Source organism: Streptomyces sp. NPDC058000, from assembly GCF_042886435.1.
Classification (GTDB): domain Bacteria; phylum Actinomycetota; class Actinomycetes; order Streptomycetales; family Streptomycetaceae; genus Streptomyces.
Genome location: NZ_JBHVQS010000007.1, coordinates 26364 through 45389 on the forward strand (window position 1 = coordinate 26364; position 19026 = coordinate 45389).

Below are 19026 nucleotides of genomic sequence, written 5' to 3' on the forward strand. Positions count from 1 at the left end.
GCCGGAAAGCCTTCGGAACGCCTCCGGCAGGCGGCTCAGGCCAGCTCGCGGGCGAACGCCCACAGGGTGATGCCGGGCACCGGATCCCAGTCCCGCTCCGGTGCCCGCGCGAACCCCAGCCGCCCGTAGAGCCGGTGCGCCGGGAACAGGTGCTGGTGGCTCGACAGCACCATCCGGCGCAGCCCCAGCGCCCGAGCCCGCGTCAGACATGCCCGCACCAGCGCCTCGCCGATGCCGCGCCCGCGCCCCGCGGGCCGCACCGCCAGCATCCGGAACTCGCCCTCGCCGGGCCCGGCCAGATCCGCGTACGGACTCCCGGCCGCCGCGAACGTCACCGCCCCCAGCACCGCCCCGTCCGCCCCGTCCGAGGCCACCAGCACCTCGGCGTGCTCCGCCCGGTGCGCCACCTCCCGCAGCACCGCCGCGTACGGATCGTCCACCCCGCCGGACAGCAGCCCGTCGGCCAGATACACCTCCACCACCAACTCACCGACCGTGTCGAACTCCGCCTGACGTATGGGCCTGATCGTGATGTCCATGGGACCAGTGTGGGGAAGTCGCGGGGGCGGGAGAGGGAGTTCGCCGATGGTGATCGCGACGTGACTGTCAGTGGGGTCGATTATCGTCGGTTCTACGTTCCCCGCTCCGTCTGTTGGAAGAAGGAGAAGGCTCATGACCGCGCTCGCCGGCCGGCTGCACATCATGGAGACCGAGCATTTTGAAGAGGTCGCCCGGATACTCGCCCGCCTGGAGAAAGGCGCCCGGTTGGAGTTCATCGACGGGAAAATCAGGAGCAAGGCTGTGCCGGACGGGGATCACGGTCGGATCATCGAGTGGCTGACGCGCATCTGCATCCAGGCGCGCCCCGGACTGTGGCTCTACCCGGATCAGGGGTTGAAGGTGCAGGCATATCGCAGAGGTAGGGCTCGCCCGGATGGTGAGCTCGCCCCCAGCGGCGCCTTCGTGGGGCAGGGTGAATGGGCAGACCCCGATCCGGTGCTGATGGTCGTTGAGGTCACCTCGTACGCCTCCGACACGGACAAGCGCGACCGGGTGGAGAAACCTCGCGCGTATGCGGAGACCGGCATCCCGCTTTACCTGCTGATCGACCGCGAATCTTGTGAGGTGACGGTCTACAGCGAGCCTGATGGCGGCCGCTACGAGAACGTCCACACCGTGCCGTACGGCAAGGAGCTCCATCTCCCGGACCCTGTGGGCATCACGCTCGAAACCGAAGCGCTCAAGGACTGGGTGAACTGACGCTCTGCGGCGCCGCTCCACACACGGAGAAGGCCGTCGCGTTCCTGACGAACGCGACGGCCCTCCGCCGTAGTCGACGAACGCTCAGTGCCCGGCCGGGGAGTCCGCCGTGGCCGGCGGGAGGTCGGCGGTGACGCCCTTGTCGCCGAGGTCGGCGGTGTAGTCGGCGGGGGTGGTCTCGTCGGTGCCCTCAGGGGCCTTGAGGGCCCTCAGGGCGAACGTCAGGACGACCGACACGACGACGTTCAGGACGACGGCGGTGAGACCGATGTAGCCGATCTGGCCGATGCCGGGGATCTCCGCGCTGGAGCCGCCGAAGTGCTTCTGCGTCGGGCTGGCCACCCCGTACGCGGCGAGGGTGCCGTAGACCATGCCGATCGCCCAGCCGGCCAGCAGCGCCCATCGGTGGAACCAGCGGGTGAAGAGGCCGCCGACCAGCGCCGGCATGGTCTGGAGGATCCAGATGCCGCCCAGCAGCTGGAAGTTGATGGCGACGGTCTTGTCCATGGTGAGGACGAAGGCCAGCGCACCGACCTTGACCAGGAGGGAGACCAGCTTGGCGACCTTGTGCTCCTGCTCGGGCGTGGCGCTGGGCTTCAGGAAGTCCTTGTAGACGTTCCGGGTGAAGAGGTTGGCGGCGGCGATCGACATGATCGCCGCGGGCACCAGTGCGCCGATGCCGATCGCGGCGAACGCCACCCCCGCGAACCAGCTGGGGAACATGTCCGCGAAGAGCTGCGGGATCGCCAGCTGCGCATTGCCGTGGGTGTTCGTGCCGGCCTTGATCGCCATGAAGCCGAGCAGCGCGAGCAGGCCCAGCATCAGGGAGTAGAGCGGCAGGATCGTGGTGTTGCGGCGGATGACGTTGCGGCTGCGCGAGGAGAGCGTCGCGGTGATCGAGTGCGGGTACATGAACAGCGCCAGCGCCGAGCCGAGCGCGAGCGTGGCGTACGCCCACTGCGCGTTGGGGCCGCTGGCCAGTTCACCGCGCGGTTTGCCGGTTGGCCCGTGCACGGCGAGCGTCTGCTTGGCCGCGTGGAAGATCTCGCCGAAGCCGCCCAGCTTGATCGGGATGTAGATGATCGCCACCACGATGACTAGGTAGATCAGCCCGTCCTTGACGAACGCGATCAGCGCGGGCGCACGCAGGCCCGAGGAGTAGGTGTACGCGGCCAGCACGGCGAACGCGATCAGCAGCGGCAGGTCCTTGACGAACCAGTTGGCGTGCTCGCCGCCACCGACGCCCAGCACGTCCAGGACGGCCTGGATGCCGACCAGTTGGAGCGCGATGTACGGCATCGTGGCGAGCAGCCCGGTGAGCGCCACCGCCAACGACAGGCCCTTGGAACCGAAGCGGCCGCGGACGAAGTCGGAGGTGGTGACGTAGCCGTGCCGGTGCGACACCGACCACAGCCGGGGCAGGAAGGTGAAGATCAGCGGGTAGACCAGGATGGTGTACGGGACGGCGAAGAAGCCGGACGCGCCCGCCGTGTAGATCGCCGCCGGGACGGCCACGAAGGTGTACGCGGTGTAGAGGTCGCCGCCGAGCAGGAACCACGTCACCCAGGTGCCGAAGCTGCGCCCGCCCAGGCCCCATTCGTCGAGGCTGTCGGACTGCTCGGCCTTGCGCCAGCGCGCGGCCAGGAAGCCCATGACCGTGACGGCGAGGAAGAAGAAGATGAAGACGGCGAGCGCCACGCCGTTGACGCCCTGGGAGGCGGCGGCGAGTGTCGTGACCGGGGTCGTCATCAGACCGCACCGCCCTTGCGGGCGCGCTGCTCACGCTGGACCAGCTTGTAGGCCACGATCGTCAGCACCGTCGAGATCAGCACCCACGCCATCTGGTACCAGTAGAAGAACGGGATCCCGATCAGCGTCGGCTCGATCCTGGCGTACGAACTCACCCACAGCATCGCGATGAACGGGGCGACCAGACACAGTCCGGCCACCACCCGGGTGGGTGTGACGACCGGTCTGCGGTCCGGTGGTGCGGCTTTCTCGGCCATGACCGTGGCTCCCGTCCCTGGTGAACTCCTGGGTAATCGGCTGGAAATCTAAGCCAGGGTCGTGGCGCGCGTCACTAGCTGTCCGCATATCGGTACGAGGCGGTTACCGAGGGGGAGTTGACCGTGGGTGGGGCCGGGGCCGGGCCGCGTGGGGTGGCGGCGCCGGCCGGGCGGCGGTCCGTCCGGAATCCGTACGGCCGGCCGGGCGTACGGACGGGCCAGGGTGACGGGCGCGGGCTGTTAGTCCGTCGGGCGCTGGAGGCGGGCGACGAACTTGTAGCGGTCGCCGCGGTAGACCGAGCGCACCCACTCCACCGGCTGCCCCTGGGCGTCCAGCGAGTGCCGGGAGAGCATCAGCATCGGCAGGCCGACGTCGGTGCCCAGCAGACCGGCCTCGCGCGGGGTGGCCAGCGAGGTCTCGATGGTCTCCTCGGCCTCCGCCAGCCGGACGTCGTAGACCTCGGCCAGCGCGGTGTACAGGGAGGTGTACTTGACGAGGTTGCGGCGGAGCGCCGGGAACCGTTTGGCCGAAAGGTGGGTGGTCTCGATGGCCATCGGCTCGCCGCTGGCCAGCCGCAGCCGTTCGATGCGCAGCACCCGGCCGCCGGGGGTGATGTCCAGCAGTCCGGCCAGCCGGTCGTCGGCGGTGACGTAGCCGATGTCCAGCAGCTGGGAGGTCGGTTCCAGGCCCTGGGCCCGCATGTCCTCCGTGTAGGAGGTCAGTTGCAGCGCCTGGGAGACCTTGGGCTTGGCGACGAAGGTGCCCTTGCCCTGGATGCGCTCCAGGCGGCCCTCGACGACGAGTTCCTGGAGGGCCTGACGGACCGTGGTGCGGGAGGTGTCGAACTCGGCGGCGAGGGTGCGCTCGGGCGGTACCGGGGTGCCCGGTGGCAGGGTCTCGGTGATCTCCAGCAAATGCCGCTTGAGTCGGTAGTACTTGGGCACCCGGGCGGTGCGCGCGCCACTGCCGCCGGTCTCGGCGCTGCCCGCCTCGGTGTCCATGACCCGCCTCTCCGATGCCTGTCGTGCTGCCGTCACCGGCTCCTCCGTACGTAGCGGCTCACATCGTGGCACGGACGGGGTGCCCGTGCGCCCACGCGGGTCCCGGCCCGTCAGATGTCGGTCCGGTAACGGACCTGACAGCGACTCTTATACACCCTTGACACCCCTAAAGGTCTAGGCCAAGCTGCGGGAACTGGTCTAAACCATTAAAGCCACACCCGTCCTTGAGGGGGAGAGCGCGATGAAGCGTGGGCTCATAGCGGCGACCGCGGTCGCGGGAATGCTGGTGAGTGTCGCTGCCTGTGGGTCGAGCGGCGGAAACAATGCGGGTGCCGACGGCTTCAAGGGCCAGAAGCTGACCGTATGGGTGATGTCCGGATCCAATCCGGAGCAATGGACCAAGCAGGTCTCCGACCAATTCAAGAAGAAGACCGGCGCCACGGTCGAATTCAAGGTCCAGCAGTGGAACGGAATTCAGCAGAAGCTGAGCACCGCCCTTTCGGAGGACACTCCGCCGGACGTCGTCGAGATCGGCAACACCCAGACCGCCGCCTACGCCAAGGCCGGTGCCCTGGTCGACCTCGGCGACCTGAAGAAGGAGATCGGCGCCGACTGGAACGACGCCTTCAACAAGGCCGCGATGGCGGACGGGAAGCAGTACGCCCTGCCGTGGTTCGCCGGCAACCGCGTGGTCATGTACAACAAGAAGATCTGGGCCCAGGCCGGGATCACCAAGAACCCCACCACGCGCGCCGAGCTGTTCCACGACTTCGACACCATCAAGAAGAAGACCGACGCCGAGCCGCTCTACCTGCCCGGCCAGAACTGGTACTTCCTCGACGGCCTGACCATCGGCACCGGTGCGCAACTGGTGAAGAGGGAAGGCGGCAAATGGGTCTCCAATTTCGCCGACCCCAAGGTCGCCAAGGCGATGGACATCTACAAGCAGTACCAGGCGTTCAGCACCGCCCCCAAGAACAAGGACGAGGCCACCCCGCAGCAGGCCGAAATCTTCGCCAAGGGGAAGACCGGCGCCCTCATCGCCATGGGCTATGAAGCCGCCACCGCCATCAAGGCCAACCCGAAGATCAAGGACGACATCGGATTCTTCACCATTCCGGGGGAGACCGCGGCCAAGCCCGAGGGCGTATTCCTCGGCGGCTCCAACTTCGCGGTCGCCGGAATGAGTAAGAACCAGGAACTCGCCAAGGAATTCCTCAAGGTCGCCCTCTCCAAGGACAACGACGCCCAAATGGTCAAGGAAGCCGGCTGGACCCCCAAGTCCCCGGCCCTGGCCGGCGCCGCCAAGGACAACCCGGCCGCCGCGGCCGCCGTCCCGGCCGCCGAGAAGTCCGGCGGGACCACCCCGTTGATCCCCCAGTGGGCCGCGGTCGAGAACGTGCCGAACCCGATCAAGAACTACATGACCGCGGTCCTGAACGGTAAGGCCCCGACCGACGCCGCCAAGGACATCGAGTCCGAGATCAACGCCCGGCTCGCCAAGGAATAGCCGGCCACCGGACGCATACGGGCCGGGCGGCCCTTCGGGGCCCCGCCCGTGCGCCCCGGGCAGCGACCGCGGCCGCCGCCACCGCGCCGGGCCGGCACCCCGCGGGGCCGGCGGCCGCCTCCACCGGAACACCCGGCGCATCCACGGGAACGAGGGGACCACACGCTCATGGCAGTGCAGCTCGACGCAGCGGCGGGGAGGACCACGCCGGGGACCGGCAAGGGCGGCGCACCGCCCGCCCGGAGCGGCCCCGGCGGCCGGCGGGCCGCCCCCTACCTCCTGCTGCTCCCGGCCCTGCTCGCCACCGCGCTCTTCCTGGGCTGGCCCCTCGTCCGCAACCTGGTGCTCTCCTTCCAGAACCTCAACATGAAGGAGCTGATCCAGCACCTCACCGACTGGCGGGGCCTGGGCAACTACCAGGACATCCTGGGCAGCGAGCAGTTCTGGCGGGTCACCGCCCGCACCATCACCTTCACCGCCGTCAACGTCGTCCTGATCATGGTGCTGGGCACCCTGCTCGGACTGCTGCTGGCCCGGCTCGGCACGAAAATGCGCCTGGTGCTGTCGATGGCGCTGGTGCTGGCCTGGGCGATGCCGTCGATCGCCGCCACCACCGTCTTCCAGTGGCTCTTCGACTCCCGCTACGGCGTCGTCAACTGGCTGCTGGACCACCTCGGTTGGCACGCCATGGCCCACTACGACTGGGTCGGCACACAGCTGTCCACCTTCTTCGTCATCACCGTCCTGATCGTCTGGCAGTCGCTGCCCTTCGTGGCCCTCAACCTCTACGCGGCCACCACGACCATCTCCAAGGAGCTCTACGAAGCGGCCCGGATGGACGGCGCCGGCACCTGGAAGATCTTCACCTCCGTCACCTTCCCCTTCCTGCGCCCCTTCTTCATGGCCACGACGTTCCTCGAAGTCATCTGGGTCTTCAAGGCGTTCCCGCAGATCTTCGCGATCAACCAGGGCGGCCCCGACCGGCTCACCGAGACGCTGCCGATCTACGCCTTCACCGAGGGCGTCGGCAACCTCCACTTCGGCATGGGCGCCGCGATCTCCGTCCTGACCATCGTCGTGCTGCTCGCCCTCACCGCGTACTACCTGCGCCTGACGCTCAAGCAAGAGGAGGACGCGCTGTGAAGCGCTCACTCGTCGGCCGGATCTGGCCCAACGCGACCGCCGCCGTCCTCGCGCTGCTGTTCGTCTTCCCCGTGTACTGGATGTTCGCCACGGCCTTCAAACCGACCCAGGACATCCTCAGCGAGGACCCGGTGTGGTTCCCGTTCCACGGCACCTTCGCCCACTTCGCGACGGCCGTGGACGCCCCGAACTTCTGGCGGCTGGCCGGCAACTCCGTCCTGGTGACCGTGCTTGCCGTCGGGCTGTCGCTGGTGATCGGGCTGTGCGGCTCGTTCGCCATCGCCCGGATGCGGTTCAAGGGCCGCAAGGGCATCCTGCTGACCTTCATGGTCGCCCAAATGGCGCCCTGGGAGGTCATGGTGATCTCGATCTACATGATCGTCCGGGACGCCGACCTGCTCAACAGCCTGCTGCCGCTCACCTTCTTCTACATGTTGATGGTGCTCCCCTTCACCCTCCTCACGCTGCGCGGCTACGTCGCCGCGGTGCCCAAGGAACTGGAGGAGTCCGCGATGGTCGACGGCTGCTCCCGCCGCCAGGCGTTCGTCAAGGTCGTCCTGCCGCTGCTGGCCCCCGGCCTGATGGCCACCTCCCTCTTCGGCTTCATCACGGCCTGGAACGAGTTCCCGCTCGTGCTGGTGCTCAACAAGGAGCCCGGCGCCGGCACCCTGCCGCTGTGGCTCTCGCAGTTCCAGACCCAGTTCGGTGACGACTGGGGCGCCACCATGGCCGCCGCCTCCCTCTTCGCCGTCCCGATCCTGATCCTCTTCCTGTTCCTGCAACGCAAGGCGGTCGGCGGTCTCACCTCCGGCGCAGTGAAGGGATAGCCCATGGCCACCGTCATCCGCTCCGCCGACACCCTCACCCGGGACGCGCTCGCCGTCCTCCAGCCCGGCTTCACCGGCACCACCGCCCCCGACTGGCTCCTGCACCGCCTCGACGAGGGCCTGGTGACCGTCGCCCTCTTCGGCCGCAACGTGCACGGCCCCGAACAACTCGCCGCACTCACCCGACAGTTGCGCGGCATCCGCGAGGACCTGCTGGTTGCCATCGACGAGGAGGGCGGCGACGTCACCCGCCTCGAAGTGCGCGGCGGCTCCTCCTTCCCCGGCAACCTCGCGCTCGGCGCAGTCGACGACCCCGAACTGACCCACGACGTCGCCCGCGAACTCGGCCGCCGGCTCGCCGACTGCGGTATCAACTTCAACTGGGCCCCCTCCGCCGACGTCAACTCCAACCCCGCCAACCCCGTCATCGGGGTCCGCTCCTTCGGCGCCGCCCCCGAGCTCGTCGCCCGGCACACCGCCGCCTACGTCCAGGGACTGCAGTCCGCCGGTGTCGCCGCCTGCACCAAGCACTTCCCCGGCCACGGCGACACCGCCACCGACTCCCACCACGACCTCCCTCGCATCAGCGCCGACCTGGCGACGCTTCAGGAACGCGAACTGGTGCCGTTCCGCGCCGCGGTGGCCGCCAGCACCCGCGCCGTGATGAGCGCCCACATCCTGCTGCCCGCCCTGGACGCCGAACGCCCCGCCACACTCAGCCCGGCCGCCCTGCACGGCCTGCTGCGCGCCCCCGCCACCGAGGGCGGCCTCGGCTTCGACGGGCTCGTCGTCACCGACGGCATCGAGATGCGGGCCATCGCCGCCACCTACGGCATCGAACGCGGCAGCGTACTGGCGCTCGCCGCCGGAGCCGACGCGATCTGCGTCGGCGGCGGACTGGCCGACGAGGACACCGTGCTGCGGCTGCGCGACGCCCTGGTGCGCGCCGTCCGGGAGGGCGACCTGCCGGAGGAGCGGCTCGCCGACGCCGCGGCACGGGTCCGCACCCTGGCGCACTGGACCCGGGAGGCGGGCGCGGGGGAGGGGGCCGCGCCCGCCCCCGGGATCGGCCTGACCGCCGCCCGCCGTGCCCTCCGCCTGACCTCCGTCACCCCGTACGAGCCGCTGACCGGCCCCGCCTACGTCGCCGCCTTCACCCCCCTCGCCAACATCGCCGTCGGGGACGAAACCCCCTGGGGCGTCGCCGCCGAACTGTCCCGGCTCCTCCCCGGCACCGAAACCGCCGCCTACACGGCCGAGGACGCCGCGGCCGGGACCCGCGCCCTCGTCGACACCCTGCTCACCGCCGCCGGCGACCGCCCCGTCGTGGCCGTCGTCCGCGACCTCCACCGCCACCCGTGGATGGCCGACGCCCTGCACACCCTGCTGACCGCCCGCCCCCACACCGCCGTCGTCGAAATGGGCGTCCCCCAGGCACCGCCCCAGGGCACCCCCCACCTCGCCACCCACGGCGCCGCCCGCGTCTGCAGCCAGGCAGCAGCAGAGGCCCTAACGGGACACAGGCCCTGACGGGACGAAGGCTCTGACGGGGCACAGGTCCTGGCAGGGGCGCAGGCCCTGACGTGACACAGGCCCTGACGAGGCGCAGGTCCTGGCGAGCGACACCCGGGCGGGGCGTACGTCCTGGCGAGGCGCAGGCTCTGACGAGCGGACACCCCGGCAGGGCGTACGTCCTGACGGGACACAGGCCCTGACAAGCGGACACCCGGGCCGGCATACCTCCTGACTGGGCACGCCCGCATGGGAGTTGAACCCGCCCCACATCGCACCGAGGGCCTGTGCCCACATCGCCCACAACGCGCCGAGGGCCCGTGCCCGTGTCCGTCCCGCCAGGGGCCGGCACCGGCACGGGCCCTCAGGCCGTCGGTCGGTTCCGTTACAGCCCCTGCCACTCCGGCTTGGCGGCGTAGGTCGCCCGGAAGTACTCGGCCAGCTTCAGCTTGGACGCCGCGGCCTCGTCGACGACCACCGTCGCATGCGGGTGCAGCTGGAGCGCCGAGGCCGGCACCAGTGCGGCGACCGGGCCCTCGACGGCCTGGGCCACGGCGTCCGCCTTGCCCTCGCCCGTGGCGAGCAGCACCAGGTGGCGCGCCTCCAGGATGGTGCCGATGCCCTGGGTGATGACGTGGTGCGGGACCTCGTCCAGGCTGGCGAAGAAGCGGGCGTTGTCCTCCCGGGTCTGCTGGGTCAGGGTCTTGATGCGGGTACGGGAAGCCAGCGACGAGCAGGGCTCGTTGAAGCCGATGTGCCCGTCGGTGCCGATCCCGAGCAGCTGGAGGTCCACCCCGCCGGCGTCGCGAAGCGCCGCGTCGTACGCCTCGCAGGCGGCCGGCACGTCCTCCGCCGTGCCGTCCGGCCCCATGAACGCGCTCTCGTCGAGCCCCAGCGGCTCCACCACCTCGCGCAGCACCACCGAGCGGTACGACTCGGGGTGCCCGGCGGGCAGGCCCACATACTCGTCGAGCTGGCAGATCCGCGCTCGGGAGGCGTCCACCTCACCGGCCCGGACCTTCGCCGCCAGTGCCTCGTAGATGGGCAACGGGGTCGAGCCGGTGGCCACGCCGAGCAGCGCCTCGGGCTTGCGGCGCACCAGGGTGGCAAGGGCCTCCGCGATGAGCTCGCCGCCTGCCGCGGCGTCCGGGACGATGACAACTTCCACGCTTGGCCTGCCGTTCTGGAGAATGGGCTATGTGGTATAGACCAATCTAGCAGAGGAGGCCGGCCGCGGCCCCGTGGCGTCGCTGAACAAAAGGGCACATTTTCCCGACCGCTACCCCTCGACTCGATGGCCGGCCCGGGGCGGCAGGCGGGGTGGAACGGCAGGGTGGCGCGGCCGTCAGAGCAGGGCGCCGCCCGTGGCATCTATCCACTGCCCCGTCACCCACCGGCTGTCGTTCGAGGCCAAGAACCCCACGATGTCGCTGATGTCGGTGGGTGCGGCCACCCGCCCCAGCGGGGAGCGCGCTCCGGTCGCGGCGCGCGCCCCGGCGTTCTCCCCACCCCGCAGCCAGGCGGCGTTCATATCCGTGTCGACCGCGCCGGGCGCCACCGCATTGACCGTGATGCCGCGGGGGCCGAGCTCCTTCGCCAGTGAGCGGGTCAGGACGTCGATCGGACCCTTGGACATCGCGTAACCGATCAGCTCGGACTTGGCCGCGCCGTGCGTCAGTCCCGTGGAGACATTGACGATCCGTCCGCCGTCCCGCAGCCGGGGCAGCCCCTCCTGGATCACGAAGAACGGTGCGGTGGCGTTGACCGCGAAGAGGCGCTCGATATCGCCGCGGGTCATCTCGCCGAAGGGGCGCAGGGTGCCGTCCAGCGTCTTGTTGATCCCGGCGTTGTTCACCAGGATGTCCAGCCCGTCGGCGTGTGCGTCGAACATGGTCCACAGCGCCTCGGCGTCGCCCTCCTCCCCGAGCCCGGCGCGCAGGGTGAACGCCTCGCCGCCCGCCGCCTCGATCGCCGCGGCCGTCTCCTTCGCCGCCGCCTCATCGCTGGCGTAGTGCACGCCCACTCGGGCGCCGTCCCGTCCCAGTCGCTCCGAGATCGCCCGGCCGATTCCCCGGCCGCCGCCCGTCACCAGTGCCGTCCTGCCGCTGAGTGCACCCATCGTGAACCCTCCCCTTCGTCTGTGCGCCCGTGCGTGTCGTCCGCACGCACGCCGGGCCTCCGGCGAGCCCTTTCTGTAGTGCTCGCTACACAAAAACCGTAGCACGCGTTTCTTATCGACCGCTATAGAATTCACTCCATGGTGGCCAAGGAGACCAAGCAGCGAGGCCGGCCCCGGTCGTTCGACCGCGACACGGCCCTGGAGAAGGCGATCCGGTCCTTCTGGGAGTACGGCTACGAATCCACGTCCATCTCCGACCTCACCCGCGAGATGGGCATCAGCGCCCCCAGCCTCTACGCCGCCTTCGGCGACAAGCGGGCCCTGTTCGACGAGGCGATCGCCGTCTACGGGCAGTTGTACGGCGGTTTCATCTCCCGCGCGCTGGCGGAGGAGTCGACCGCCCGCCGCGGCGTCGAACGGGCCCTTCACGAGGCCGCGGCCGAATACACCGCCCCGGACCGCCCACGGGGCTGCATGGTCATCAGTGCCGCACTGAACACCGCCCCCGCCTCCGTCGAGGTCGCCGCGTCCCTGCGGGAGAAGCGGCAGTCGAACGTCCGGGAGGTCGAGCGCGCGATCCGGGCGGACGTCGCCGCCGGCGAACTCCCCGCCGACACGGACGCCCATGCGCTGGCCGAGTATGTGAGCGCGATCATCGCCGGGATGTCGCAGTCCGCGCGGGACGGCACGGACCGGGCGACGCTGGAGGCGGTCGCGGGGCTCGCGATGAACGCCTGGCCGCGCAAGGGGGAGCGGGTCTAGGGCCGGTCCGACCCTGATCCACCGGCCGGGCCTTGTCGATCTCGCACCGCCCCCGAAAACACCCGCGGGCCGCGGCGCCGGGACAGGACCCTCAACCTGTCCGGCACCGCAGCCCGGAGCTGACATCGGCCGGCCCCGTACTACGGGCGGGACGTGCCCCCTGTGCGGTCGGGGACACGGTCCCGTCCTGGGACCGGTCGATCGGAGGCCCGGGCGCAGTCAGGGCAGAGAGCGCCGTGGACCTCGATCCGCCCTCCTGTGCGGGGAGGGCGGAGGTTTCAGCGGTCCGGGGTTTCCCCCGGTGTGCCGCACCGCACATTCTGGACTAGACCATTCTTCCCTGTCCATGGCCGTGCAGGCACAACACATACCGTACGCCGGTAGGCTCCCAGGTGTGCCCTCGATGAACGATCTCGTACGCCAGCACACCGCTCTGAGCGATTCCGACCTGGAGTGGCTGCACCTGTTGGTCTCGGAGTGGCAACTGCTCTCCGACCTCTCCTTCGCCGACCTCGTCCTGTGGGTCCCCACCCTCGACGGCACCCGCTACGTGTCGGTCGCCCAGATGCGGCCCAACACCGGACCGACCTCCTATCAGGACGACATGGTCGGCCACCTCGTTCCCCGGGGCCGCCGCCCGATGCTGGACTCCGCCCTGGACGAGGGCCGCATCGTGCGCGAGGGCGACCCGGAGTGGCGCGAGGAGGTGCCGGTGCGGGTCGAGTCGATCCCGGTCCGCCGGGAGGGGCGGGTGCTCGGGGTGATCGCCCGGAACACCAATCTGCTCACCGTGCGGACCCCCAGCCGGCTGGAGCTGACCTACCTCCAGAGCGCCTCCGACCTGGCCCAGATGATCGCTGCCGGAACGTTTCCCTTCCCCGGCCAGCAGGTCGACATGGACGCCTCCCCGCGCGCCGGCGACGGACTGATCCGGCTCGACGCCGACGGCGTCGTCCAGTACGCCAGCCCCAACGCGCTCTCCGCCTACCACCGACTCGGCCTCGCCGCCGACCTGGTGGGCCACCACCTCGGCCAGGCCACCGCCGAACTGGCCCCGGCCCGTGGCCCGGTGGACGAGGCCCTGGTCAAACTGGCCAGCGGCTGGGCCCCGCGGGAATTCGAGGTCGAGGGCAACGACGGAGTGATCCAATTGCGGGCCATTCCCCTCAAGCCCAAGGGAACGCATATCGGTTCGCTGGTCCTGTTGCGCGATGTGACCGAACTGCGACGCCGTGAGCGGGAACTGATCACAAAAGACGCCACCATCCGGGAAATCCACCACCGGGTGAAGAACAATCTCCAGACCGTCGCCGCCCTGCTGCGGTTGCAGTCCCGCCGGATGGAATCCGAGCAGGGCCGCGAGGCGCTCAACGAGGCCGTACGCAGGGTCGGTTCGATCGCGATCGTGCACGAGACGCTGTCCCAGACCCTCGACGAGCGGGTGGAATTCGACGAGATCGCCGACCGGGTACTGGCCATGGTCGCGGAGATCGCTCCGGGCAAGGTGATCGCCCGACGCACCGGACGCTTCGGCATCCTGGACGCCGAGGTGGCCACCCCGCTGTCGATGGTGCTGACGGAGGTGCTCCAGAACGCCCTGGAGCACGCCTTCGACCAGGAGCAGCACGGCACCGTCGAGGTCGCCGCGGTCCGCGGCGGCAGCCGCACCGAGCCCCGGCTCCTGGTCACCGTCCAGGACAACGGCCGCGGACTACCCGAGGGATTCGATCCGCACCGCACCGGAAACCTGGGGCTGCAGATCGTGCGGACCCTGGCGGAGGGGGAATTGGGCGGAACGTTCGATATGGTCCGCCGACCGGAAGGTGGCACCCAGGTGCTCCTCGACATCCCGGTGCGCGCCGACAAACCGCACTAGGGAAGCGAGGCCGTGGGAAGGGCGGCGGCAGGCGCGCCGCCCCTTCGGCCCCGGACAGCAACAAGCCCCGGACCAGTGTCGGTCCGGGGCTCAAAGCTATAGCGATGCGATAACGACCGGGTTTCAGCTCCGGGCGGGCATCGAAGGTACTGCGCGCTGCGGCTCGGGGGCCACGGGGCGGTTGGCTCAGGCGCTGGCGTTGCGCGCCCGGTTGCGAGCTGCACGGCGCTTCATCGCGCGGCGCTCGTCCTCGCTCAGACCACCCCAGACGCCCGAGTCCTGGCCGGACTCGAGCGCCCACTGCAGGCACTGCTCCATAACGGGGCAGCGGCGGCAGACGGCCTTGGCTTCCTCGATCTGCAGCAGCGCGGGACCGGTGTTGCCGATGGGGAAGAAGAGCTCGGGGTCTTCTTCGCGGCAAACGGCGCGGTGACGCCAGTCCATGGCTGCTCCATCTCCTCGTATGACGGGAACGTTGCTTGTGAATGTGAACGCTTTCACGAATCCCTCCACAAGGGAAGGGCCGAAAGCCAGTCAAGGACTGGTGCGGTCCTGTGGGATGAGGAGGAGGATTCGGGCTCTCAAGGGGGCCGGTAAAGCGGCCGTCCCGATCGCCATGAAGAGACTCGCAAACCTCGGCGACGGATACAACCCCTTCCGGAAACTTTTTTTTGATTCCTTGGTGTCGCCTAGCTCACAGCCGTCATTCCAGGGGGTGGAAGCCAGTCTAAACGTTCGAGTGAAAGGACTTTAGGCCCTACTGCTCACACAATCACACGCAGTGCCCGGCGTACGCCTGTGAACGTCACACTCGTCCGCAGTCCGAGGTGGTCACCATCCATCTGAAACGGCAGGGGAACCTGCGAATGCAAGGTGAAGTCGGTGAGGTCGTGGAGTGAGAGGACGTGCTTGCCTCGTGGGCCGCGACCCGGTGTGGAGGCGAGGAGCTGGGAACCGTAGCGGGTCACCGCCGGCACCGAGAACTTGTCCAGCGCGAAGAGGTCCAGCGCGGTGTCGAAGGACGCCTCGGGGGAGGGGTAGATCGGGCGGTTGCCCAGGTACGACCAGGGGGCGGTGTTGCAGATTATGGACATCGCGAGGTTCTCGATGACCTCCGTGGTGCCCGGCTCCTCGCCCGGCCGTTCGAGCGTGATGGTGCCCCGGCGGCGGTTGGCCTCGCCCAGGAACTGCCGGACGACCTGGCGCACGTACAGGGCGTGGGTGGAGCGCTTGCCGCGCTCGCGCTGCTGCTCGACCCGGCCGACCACACCCGCGTCGAAACCGAAGCCGGCACAGAAGGTGAACCAGCGGGCCGGCACGCCCTCGTCGGGGCTGCCCGGCGTGCCCGAGGCCAGGCCCAGCCCCACCGTGCGCTCGCTGCGGTCACGCAACGCGTCCAACAGGGCGCCGGTGGCCTCCACGACGTCGTTGGGCAGTCCCAGGGCGCGGGCGAAGACATTGGTGGAGCCACCGGGGACCACGGCCAGCCGGGGGTGCGAGTCCGGGTCGGGGCCGGTCGTCAGGAGACCGTTGACGACCTCGTTGACCGTGCCGTCGCCGCCGAGCGCCACGACCAGGTCGGTCTCTCCGCCCTCGGCGGCCTCCCGGGCCAGGTCGCGGGCGTGCCCGCGGTACTGCGTCTCGGCGACCTCCAGCTTGAGGTCGCTGGCCAGTGCGTGGGTGAGTACCTCACGGGTACGGAGACTCGTGGTGGTTGCTGCGGGATTGACCACGAGAAGTGCGCGCATGTGCAGCAGCGTACCTACCTGCCGGTACCGGTCTCACTCCCGTCCGGGGTCCGGGCCCGCCCGGCCCGGCAACGGCCCGGCGCTACCCTGCTGGGGTGACCAGTCAGCAGAAGCAGTCCTCGAAGCGAGCCGCCGGCACCCCCGCGGTGCCCGAGCCCAAAGGACCCCGGCCCGCCCGGCTCAGCGCCGCCGCGGCGCTCACCGCCATCGAGGGGCTGGCCCTGGCCGCCCTCGGCGCGTACATGCTGATCGACGGCCTGGTCGGAACGCCGGACAGCCCGCAGCAGGCGGAGATGGGCGGGGTGACGATCCTGGCGCTGGCCGTGCTGCCGCTGGTCGCCGCACGCGGGCTGTGGCTGCGTCGCCGGTGGAGCCGGGGGCCCTCACTGATCACCCAGATCGTGGCGCTGCCGGTCGCCTGGACGCTGGTCAAGGGCGGTGGCGCGCTCATCGCCGCCGGCGCCGCGCTGGCGGTGGCGGCGCTGGTCGTACTCGTGCTGTTGGTCAACCCGACGGCGACCACGGCGCTGGGCATCGCCCCGCGGGAAACCCCGTAACACCGCGGTGACCCCGTAGGGGTGGGGCGAACGGATCCCGTAGGGGACACGAGCGCCCCCTACGGGGCCACAACTGGGTGGGGTGGGGTGGTATTCCCCGGGCTTTACTCCTCCGCGAGGAGCCTGGGGCTTCACTCCTCCACGAGGAGCTTGTCGCGCAGCTGGGCCAGGGTGCGGGCCAGGAGGCGTGAGACGTGCATCTGGGAGATGCCGACCTCTTGGGCGATCTGCGACTGGGTCATGTTGCCGAAGAACCGCAGCAGCAGGATCTTCTTCTCGCGCGGCGGCAGGTCCTCCAGCAGCGGCTTGAGGGACTCGCGGTACTCCACACCCTCCAGCGCCTCGTCCTCGGCCCCGAGGGTGTCGGCGACCGCCGGGGACTCGTCGTCGGTGTCCGGGACGTCGAGCGAGAGGGTGCTGTAGGCGTTCGCCGACTCCAGACCCTCCAGGACCTCCTCCTCGGAGATCCCCAGGTGCTCGGCCAGCTCATGGACCGTGGGCGCCCGGCCGTGCCGCTGGGAGAGCTCGGCGGTCGCGGTGGTCAGCGACAGCCGCAGCTCCTGGAGGCGGCGCGGAACCCGGACCGCCCAGCCCTTGTCGCGGAAGTGCCGCTTGATCTCCCCGACGACGGTGGGTGTGGCGTACGTGGAGAACTCCACCCCGCGGTCCGGGTCGAACCGGTCCACCGACTTGATCAGACCGATCGTGGCGACCTGGGTCAGGTCGTCGAGCGGCTCACCGCGGTTGCGGAACCGCCGGGCCAGGTGCTCGACCAGCGGCAAGTGCATCCGCACGAGGGTGTTGCGGAGTTCGGCGCGCTCCGAGGAGCCGTCGGGGAGCTTGCGCAGCTCGTAGAACATCGCGCGGGCGCCGCCGCGGTCGTGCGCATCCCCCGGCCCCGGGGAACGCCGGTCCTGGGGCCGGTCGCCGGCAGCCGGCGGATCCTGCCGGTCCGCCTGCCGGCCCTGCTGCTCGCTCTGGTCCATGTGGTCCGCCCGCTCTGCCTGCTCCGCCGCGTCCAACCGGCCGCCGTGGTCGTCCGCTCCCACCGGGTGCGGCTGCGCATGCTGCCCGGGGATGACCGCGCCCGCCGCCATCCTCGCGCCGCGTTCGAGATCTTTCACGGGGCCCCCTGTTCGGTCATGACGGTCCGGGACCGGCGCCGCGCTCCTTGTACAGACTGATGGTGACCGTGCGGTCTTCGGCGACGGTGGAGTCGACCTTGCCCGCCAGTGCGGAGAGCACCGTCCAGGCGAAGGTGTCGCGCTCGGGAGCGCGGCCGTCGGTCGTCGGGGCCGACACCGTCACCTGCAGTGCGTCGTCGATGAGCCGGAAGACACAGCTGAGCACGCTGCCGGGGACGGCCTGTTGCAGCAGGATTGCGCAGGCTTCGTCGACCGCGATGCGCAGATCCTCGATCTCGTCGAGGGTGAAGTCCAAGCGGGCTGCGAGACCGGCCGTGGCCGTACGCAGCACGGACAGGTAGGCACCCGCAGCGGGCAGACGGACTTCCACGAAGTCCTGAGTCCCGGGCTCGCCTGCGATCTGGGACACCCTCACCTCCAAGGTGACACAAGCTGGTAGAGCTGGAATGCGTGATGAAGCTCTTGCGGTTCGCGTTCTTCGCGTTCTTCGGGGGATCCGTGCCGGGTGGCTCTCTCGCCAGGTGCAAGGAGAACGATCCGGCGCGGGTCGTGGTTCGGCTGTGACGCTATCGCGATCGGCGGGCCGGTGTCGCCCGGAAGGAGCAGGGCAGCCGTCCGGACGGTGCCGGCCGGCTCGGCGGCGGCGCGTCTGTTACTGAGTGTAAAACCTCGGGCACGGACGGTGGTAGGGGTGGGAACCGTCAAATCGAGCCCGATTACGCTCCGTTGGCAGGCGCGGTGTCCGCGAGCGTGTGCAGCGCATCTCCAGTGAGCCGGAAGACCGTCCATTCGTCCATGGGGCGGGCGCCGATGGACCGGTAAAAACCGATGGACGGTTCGTTCCAATCCAGGACCGACCACTCGAAACGCTGGTAGCCGCGGGCCACGCAGATCTGCGCGAGGGCCGCCAGCAGCGCCTTGCCGTGGCCGCCGCCGCGCGCCACGGGGCGGACGTACAGGTCCTCCAGATAGACACCGTGCGTGCCCGTCCACGTCGAGAAGTTCCGGAACCACAGGGCGAAGCCGACCGGTTCGCCGGCGTCCTCCGCGATCAGTGCGAACGCGGCCGGCTGCGGACCGAACAGCGCCTCCTTCAGCTGCGGCTCGGTGGCCTGTGCGGCCTCCGGGACGCGTTCGTAGGCGGCCAGTTCGCCGATCATGGCGAGGATGACGGGCACGTCGTCGGGCGTCGCTTCGCGGATCATGCCGTAAGGCTAAACCGGTGCCCCGGCACGCCCCGCGGGGGTGTCCGACCACCCTGCCGACCGCCTCAGACCAGCACCTCGTCGACGAAGCACCACCGCCACGAGGCGCCCGGCTCGAACGACCGCATCACCGGGTGACCGGTCTCCTTGAAGTGCCCGGTGGCGTGCTGGTACGGCGAGGAGTCGCAGCAGCCGACGTGCCCGCACGCCAGGCAGAGTCGCAGCTGCACCGGGTGGCTGCCGACGGCCAGGCACTCCAGGCAGGTCGCGCTCAACGGCGTCGGTTCGGCGCGCGGGAGTTCGGGAACGTGCGTGCACTCGCTCATGATGGCCAGGTTAGATCGCCGGGACGGC

Annotated in this window: 20 protein-coding genes; 8 read left to right on the forward strand and 12 right to left on the reverse strand. The window is 69.9% G+C overall.

Translation table 11 applies throughout. From position 1 onward, the window contains the following. Positions 1-35: 35 nt before the first annotated feature. Positions 36-539, reverse strand: a complete 504-nt coding sequence (locus ACFVT2_RS10000) for a GNAT family N-acetyltransferase (RefSeq protein ID WP_390014549.1) — start codon at positions 537-539, stop codon at positions 36-38. Between the two features lie 133 nt (positions 540-672). Here ACFVT2_RS10000 and ACFVT2_RS10005 point away from each other — a divergent pair, with 133 nt between their 5' ends. Next, positions 673-1260, forward strand: a complete 588-nt coding sequence (locus ACFVT2_RS10005; protein WP_390014552.1) for a Uma2 family endonuclease — start codon at positions 673-675, stop codon at positions 1258-1260. Between the two features lie 84 nt (positions 1261-1344). On the opposite strand, the gene mctP is transcribed toward ACFVT2_RS10005, so the two are convergent. From mctP to ACFVT2_RS10020, 3 genes are all read right to left on the reverse strand, one after another. Then, on the reverse strand, positions 1345-3009 hold the full coding sequence (gene mctP / locus ACFVT2_RS10010; protein ID WP_390014554.1) for a monocarboxylate uptake permease MctP: 1665 nt from the start codon (positions 3007-3009) through the stop codon (positions 1345-1347). Beyond that, on the reverse strand, positions 3009-3266 hold the full coding sequence (locus tag ACFVT2_RS10015; RefSeq protein ID WP_390014557.1) for a DUF3311 domain-containing protein: 258 nt from the start codon (positions 3264-3266) through the stop codon (positions 3009-3011). The genes mctP and ACFVT2_RS10015 overlap by 1 nt, the downstream gene beginning before the upstream one ends. A gap of 240 nt (positions 3267-3506) precedes the next feature. Next, complete coding sequence (locus tag ACFVT2_RS10020; protein ID WP_390014948.1) at positions 3507-4268, reverse strand: GntR family transcriptional regulator; 762 nt, start codon at positions 4266-4268, stop codon at positions 3507-3509. A gap of 241 nt (positions 4269-4509) precedes the next feature. Between ACFVT2_RS10020 and ACFVT2_RS10025 the strand changes: the two genes are divergently transcribed. The 4 genes from ACFVT2_RS10025 (at position 4510) to ACFVT2_RS10040 (ending at position 9278) form a co-directional block, all read left to right on the forward strand. Beyond that, on the forward strand, positions 4510-5778 hold the full coding sequence (locus ACFVT2_RS10025) for an extracellular solute-binding protein (RefSeq protein ID WP_390014559.1): 1269 nt from the start codon (positions 4510-4512) through the stop codon (positions 5776-5778). Positions 5779-5946: 168 nt separating this feature from the next. After that, positions 5947-6921 carry a carbohydrate ABC transporter permease gene (locus ACFVT2_RS10030; protein WP_390014562.1) on the forward strand — a complete coding sequence of 325 codons (975 nt, stop codon included), beginning with the start codon at positions 5947-5949 and terminating at the stop codon, positions 6919-6921. After that, entirely contained in the window at positions 6918-7748 is an 831-nt protein-coding gene (locus tag ACFVT2_RS10035) for a carbohydrate ABC transporter permease (RefSeq protein WP_390014564.1), read from the forward strand. Before ACFVT2_RS10030 ends, ACFVT2_RS10035 begins: the two co-directional genes overlap by 4 nt. A gap of 3 nt (positions 7749-7751) precedes the next feature. Further along, on the forward strand, positions 7752-9278 hold the full coding sequence (locus ACFVT2_RS10040) for a glycoside hydrolase family 3 protein (RefSeq protein WP_390014567.1): 1527 nt from the start codon (positions 7752-7754) through the stop codon (positions 9276-9278). A 367-nt stretch (positions 9279-9645) separates the two neighbouring features. Here ACFVT2_RS10040 and nagB read toward each other — a convergent pair whose 3' ends face one another. Together nagB and ACFVT2_RS10050 are read right to left on the reverse strand one after the other, a co-directional pair. Continuing rightward, positions 9646-10428: a glucosamine-6-phosphate deaminase gene (nagB, locus tag ACFVT2_RS10045; RefSeq protein ID WP_390014570.1), complete on the reverse strand. Its 783-nt coding sequence runs from the start codon at positions 10426-10428 to the stop codon at positions 9646-9648. Positions 10429-10605: 177 nt separating this feature from the next. Next, on the reverse strand, positions 10606-11379 hold the full coding sequence (locus tag ACFVT2_RS10050; RefSeq protein ID WP_390014572.1) for an SDR family oxidoreductase: 774 nt from the start codon (positions 11377-11379) through the stop codon (positions 10606-10608). Positions 11380-11517: 138 nt separating this feature from the next. Here ACFVT2_RS10050 and ACFVT2_RS10055 point away from each other — a divergent pair, with 138 nt between their 5' ends. Together ACFVT2_RS10055 and ACFVT2_RS10060 are read left to right on the forward strand one after the other, a co-directional pair. Beyond that, complete coding sequence (locus ACFVT2_RS10055; protein WP_390014575.1) at positions 11518-12141, forward strand: TetR/AcrR family transcriptional regulator; 624 nt, start codon at positions 11518-11520, stop codon at positions 12139-12141. A 403-nt stretch (positions 12142-12544) separates the two neighbouring features. After that, complete coding sequence (locus ACFVT2_RS10060) at positions 12545-14017, forward strand: sensor histidine kinase (RefSeq protein WP_390014578.1); 1473 nt, start codon at positions 12545-12547, stop codon at positions 14015-14017. Between the two features lie 186 nt (positions 14018-14203). Here ACFVT2_RS10060 and ACFVT2_RS10065 read toward each other — a convergent pair whose 3' ends face one another. After that, complete coding sequence (locus tag ACFVT2_RS10065) at positions 14204-14461, reverse strand: WhiB family transcriptional regulator (RefSeq protein WP_003983230.1); 258 nt, start codon at positions 14459-14461, stop codon at positions 14204-14206. 320 nt (positions 14462-14781) lie between these two features. Further along, entirely contained in the window at positions 14782-15765 is a 984-nt protein-coding gene (locus ACFVT2_RS10070) for a diacylglycerol/lipid kinase family protein (protein WP_390014581.1), read from the reverse strand. A 95-nt stretch (positions 15766-15860) separates the two neighbouring features. Between ACFVT2_RS10070 and ACFVT2_RS10075 the strand changes: the two genes are divergently transcribed. Next, the gene (locus ACFVT2_RS10075; RefSeq protein ID WP_390014583.1) at positions 15861-16322 is read left to right on the forward strand and encodes a hypothetical protein; all 462 of its coding nucleotides are present in this window, start codon (positions 15861-15863) and stop codon (positions 16320-16322) included. A gap of 131 nt (positions 16323-16453) precedes the next feature. On the opposite strand, the gene ACFVT2_RS10080 is transcribed toward ACFVT2_RS10075, so the two are convergent. The 4 genes from ACFVT2_RS10080 to ACFVT2_RS10095 all read right to left on the reverse strand — a co-directional run bounded on the left by ACFVT2_RS10080 (position 16454) and on the right by ACFVT2_RS10095 (position 18998). Further along, a complete protein-coding gene (locus ACFVT2_RS10080; protein ID WP_390014951.1) occupies positions 16454-17419 on the reverse strand; it encodes an RNA polymerase sigma factor SigF in 966 nt (321 codons plus the stop codon). Between the two features lie 43 nt (positions 17420-17462). Next, positions 17463-17876: an anti-sigma factor gene (locus tag ACFVT2_RS10085; RefSeq protein WP_003985353.1), complete on the reverse strand. Its 414-nt coding sequence runs from the start codon at positions 17874-17876 to the stop codon at positions 17463-17465. Between the two features lie 307 nt (positions 17877-18183). Next, a complete protein-coding gene (locus ACFVT2_RS10090) occupies positions 18184-18672 on the reverse strand; it encodes a GNAT family N-acetyltransferase (RefSeq protein ID WP_390014586.1) in 489 nt (162 codons plus the stop codon). Between the two features lie 65 nt (positions 18673-18737). After that, positions 18738-18998: a UBP-type zinc finger domain-containing protein gene (locus ACFVT2_RS10095; protein ID WP_390014589.1), complete on the reverse strand. Its 261-nt coding sequence runs from the start codon at positions 18996-18998 to the stop codon at positions 18738-18740. Between the last annotated feature and the right edge of the window lie 28 nt (positions 18999-19026).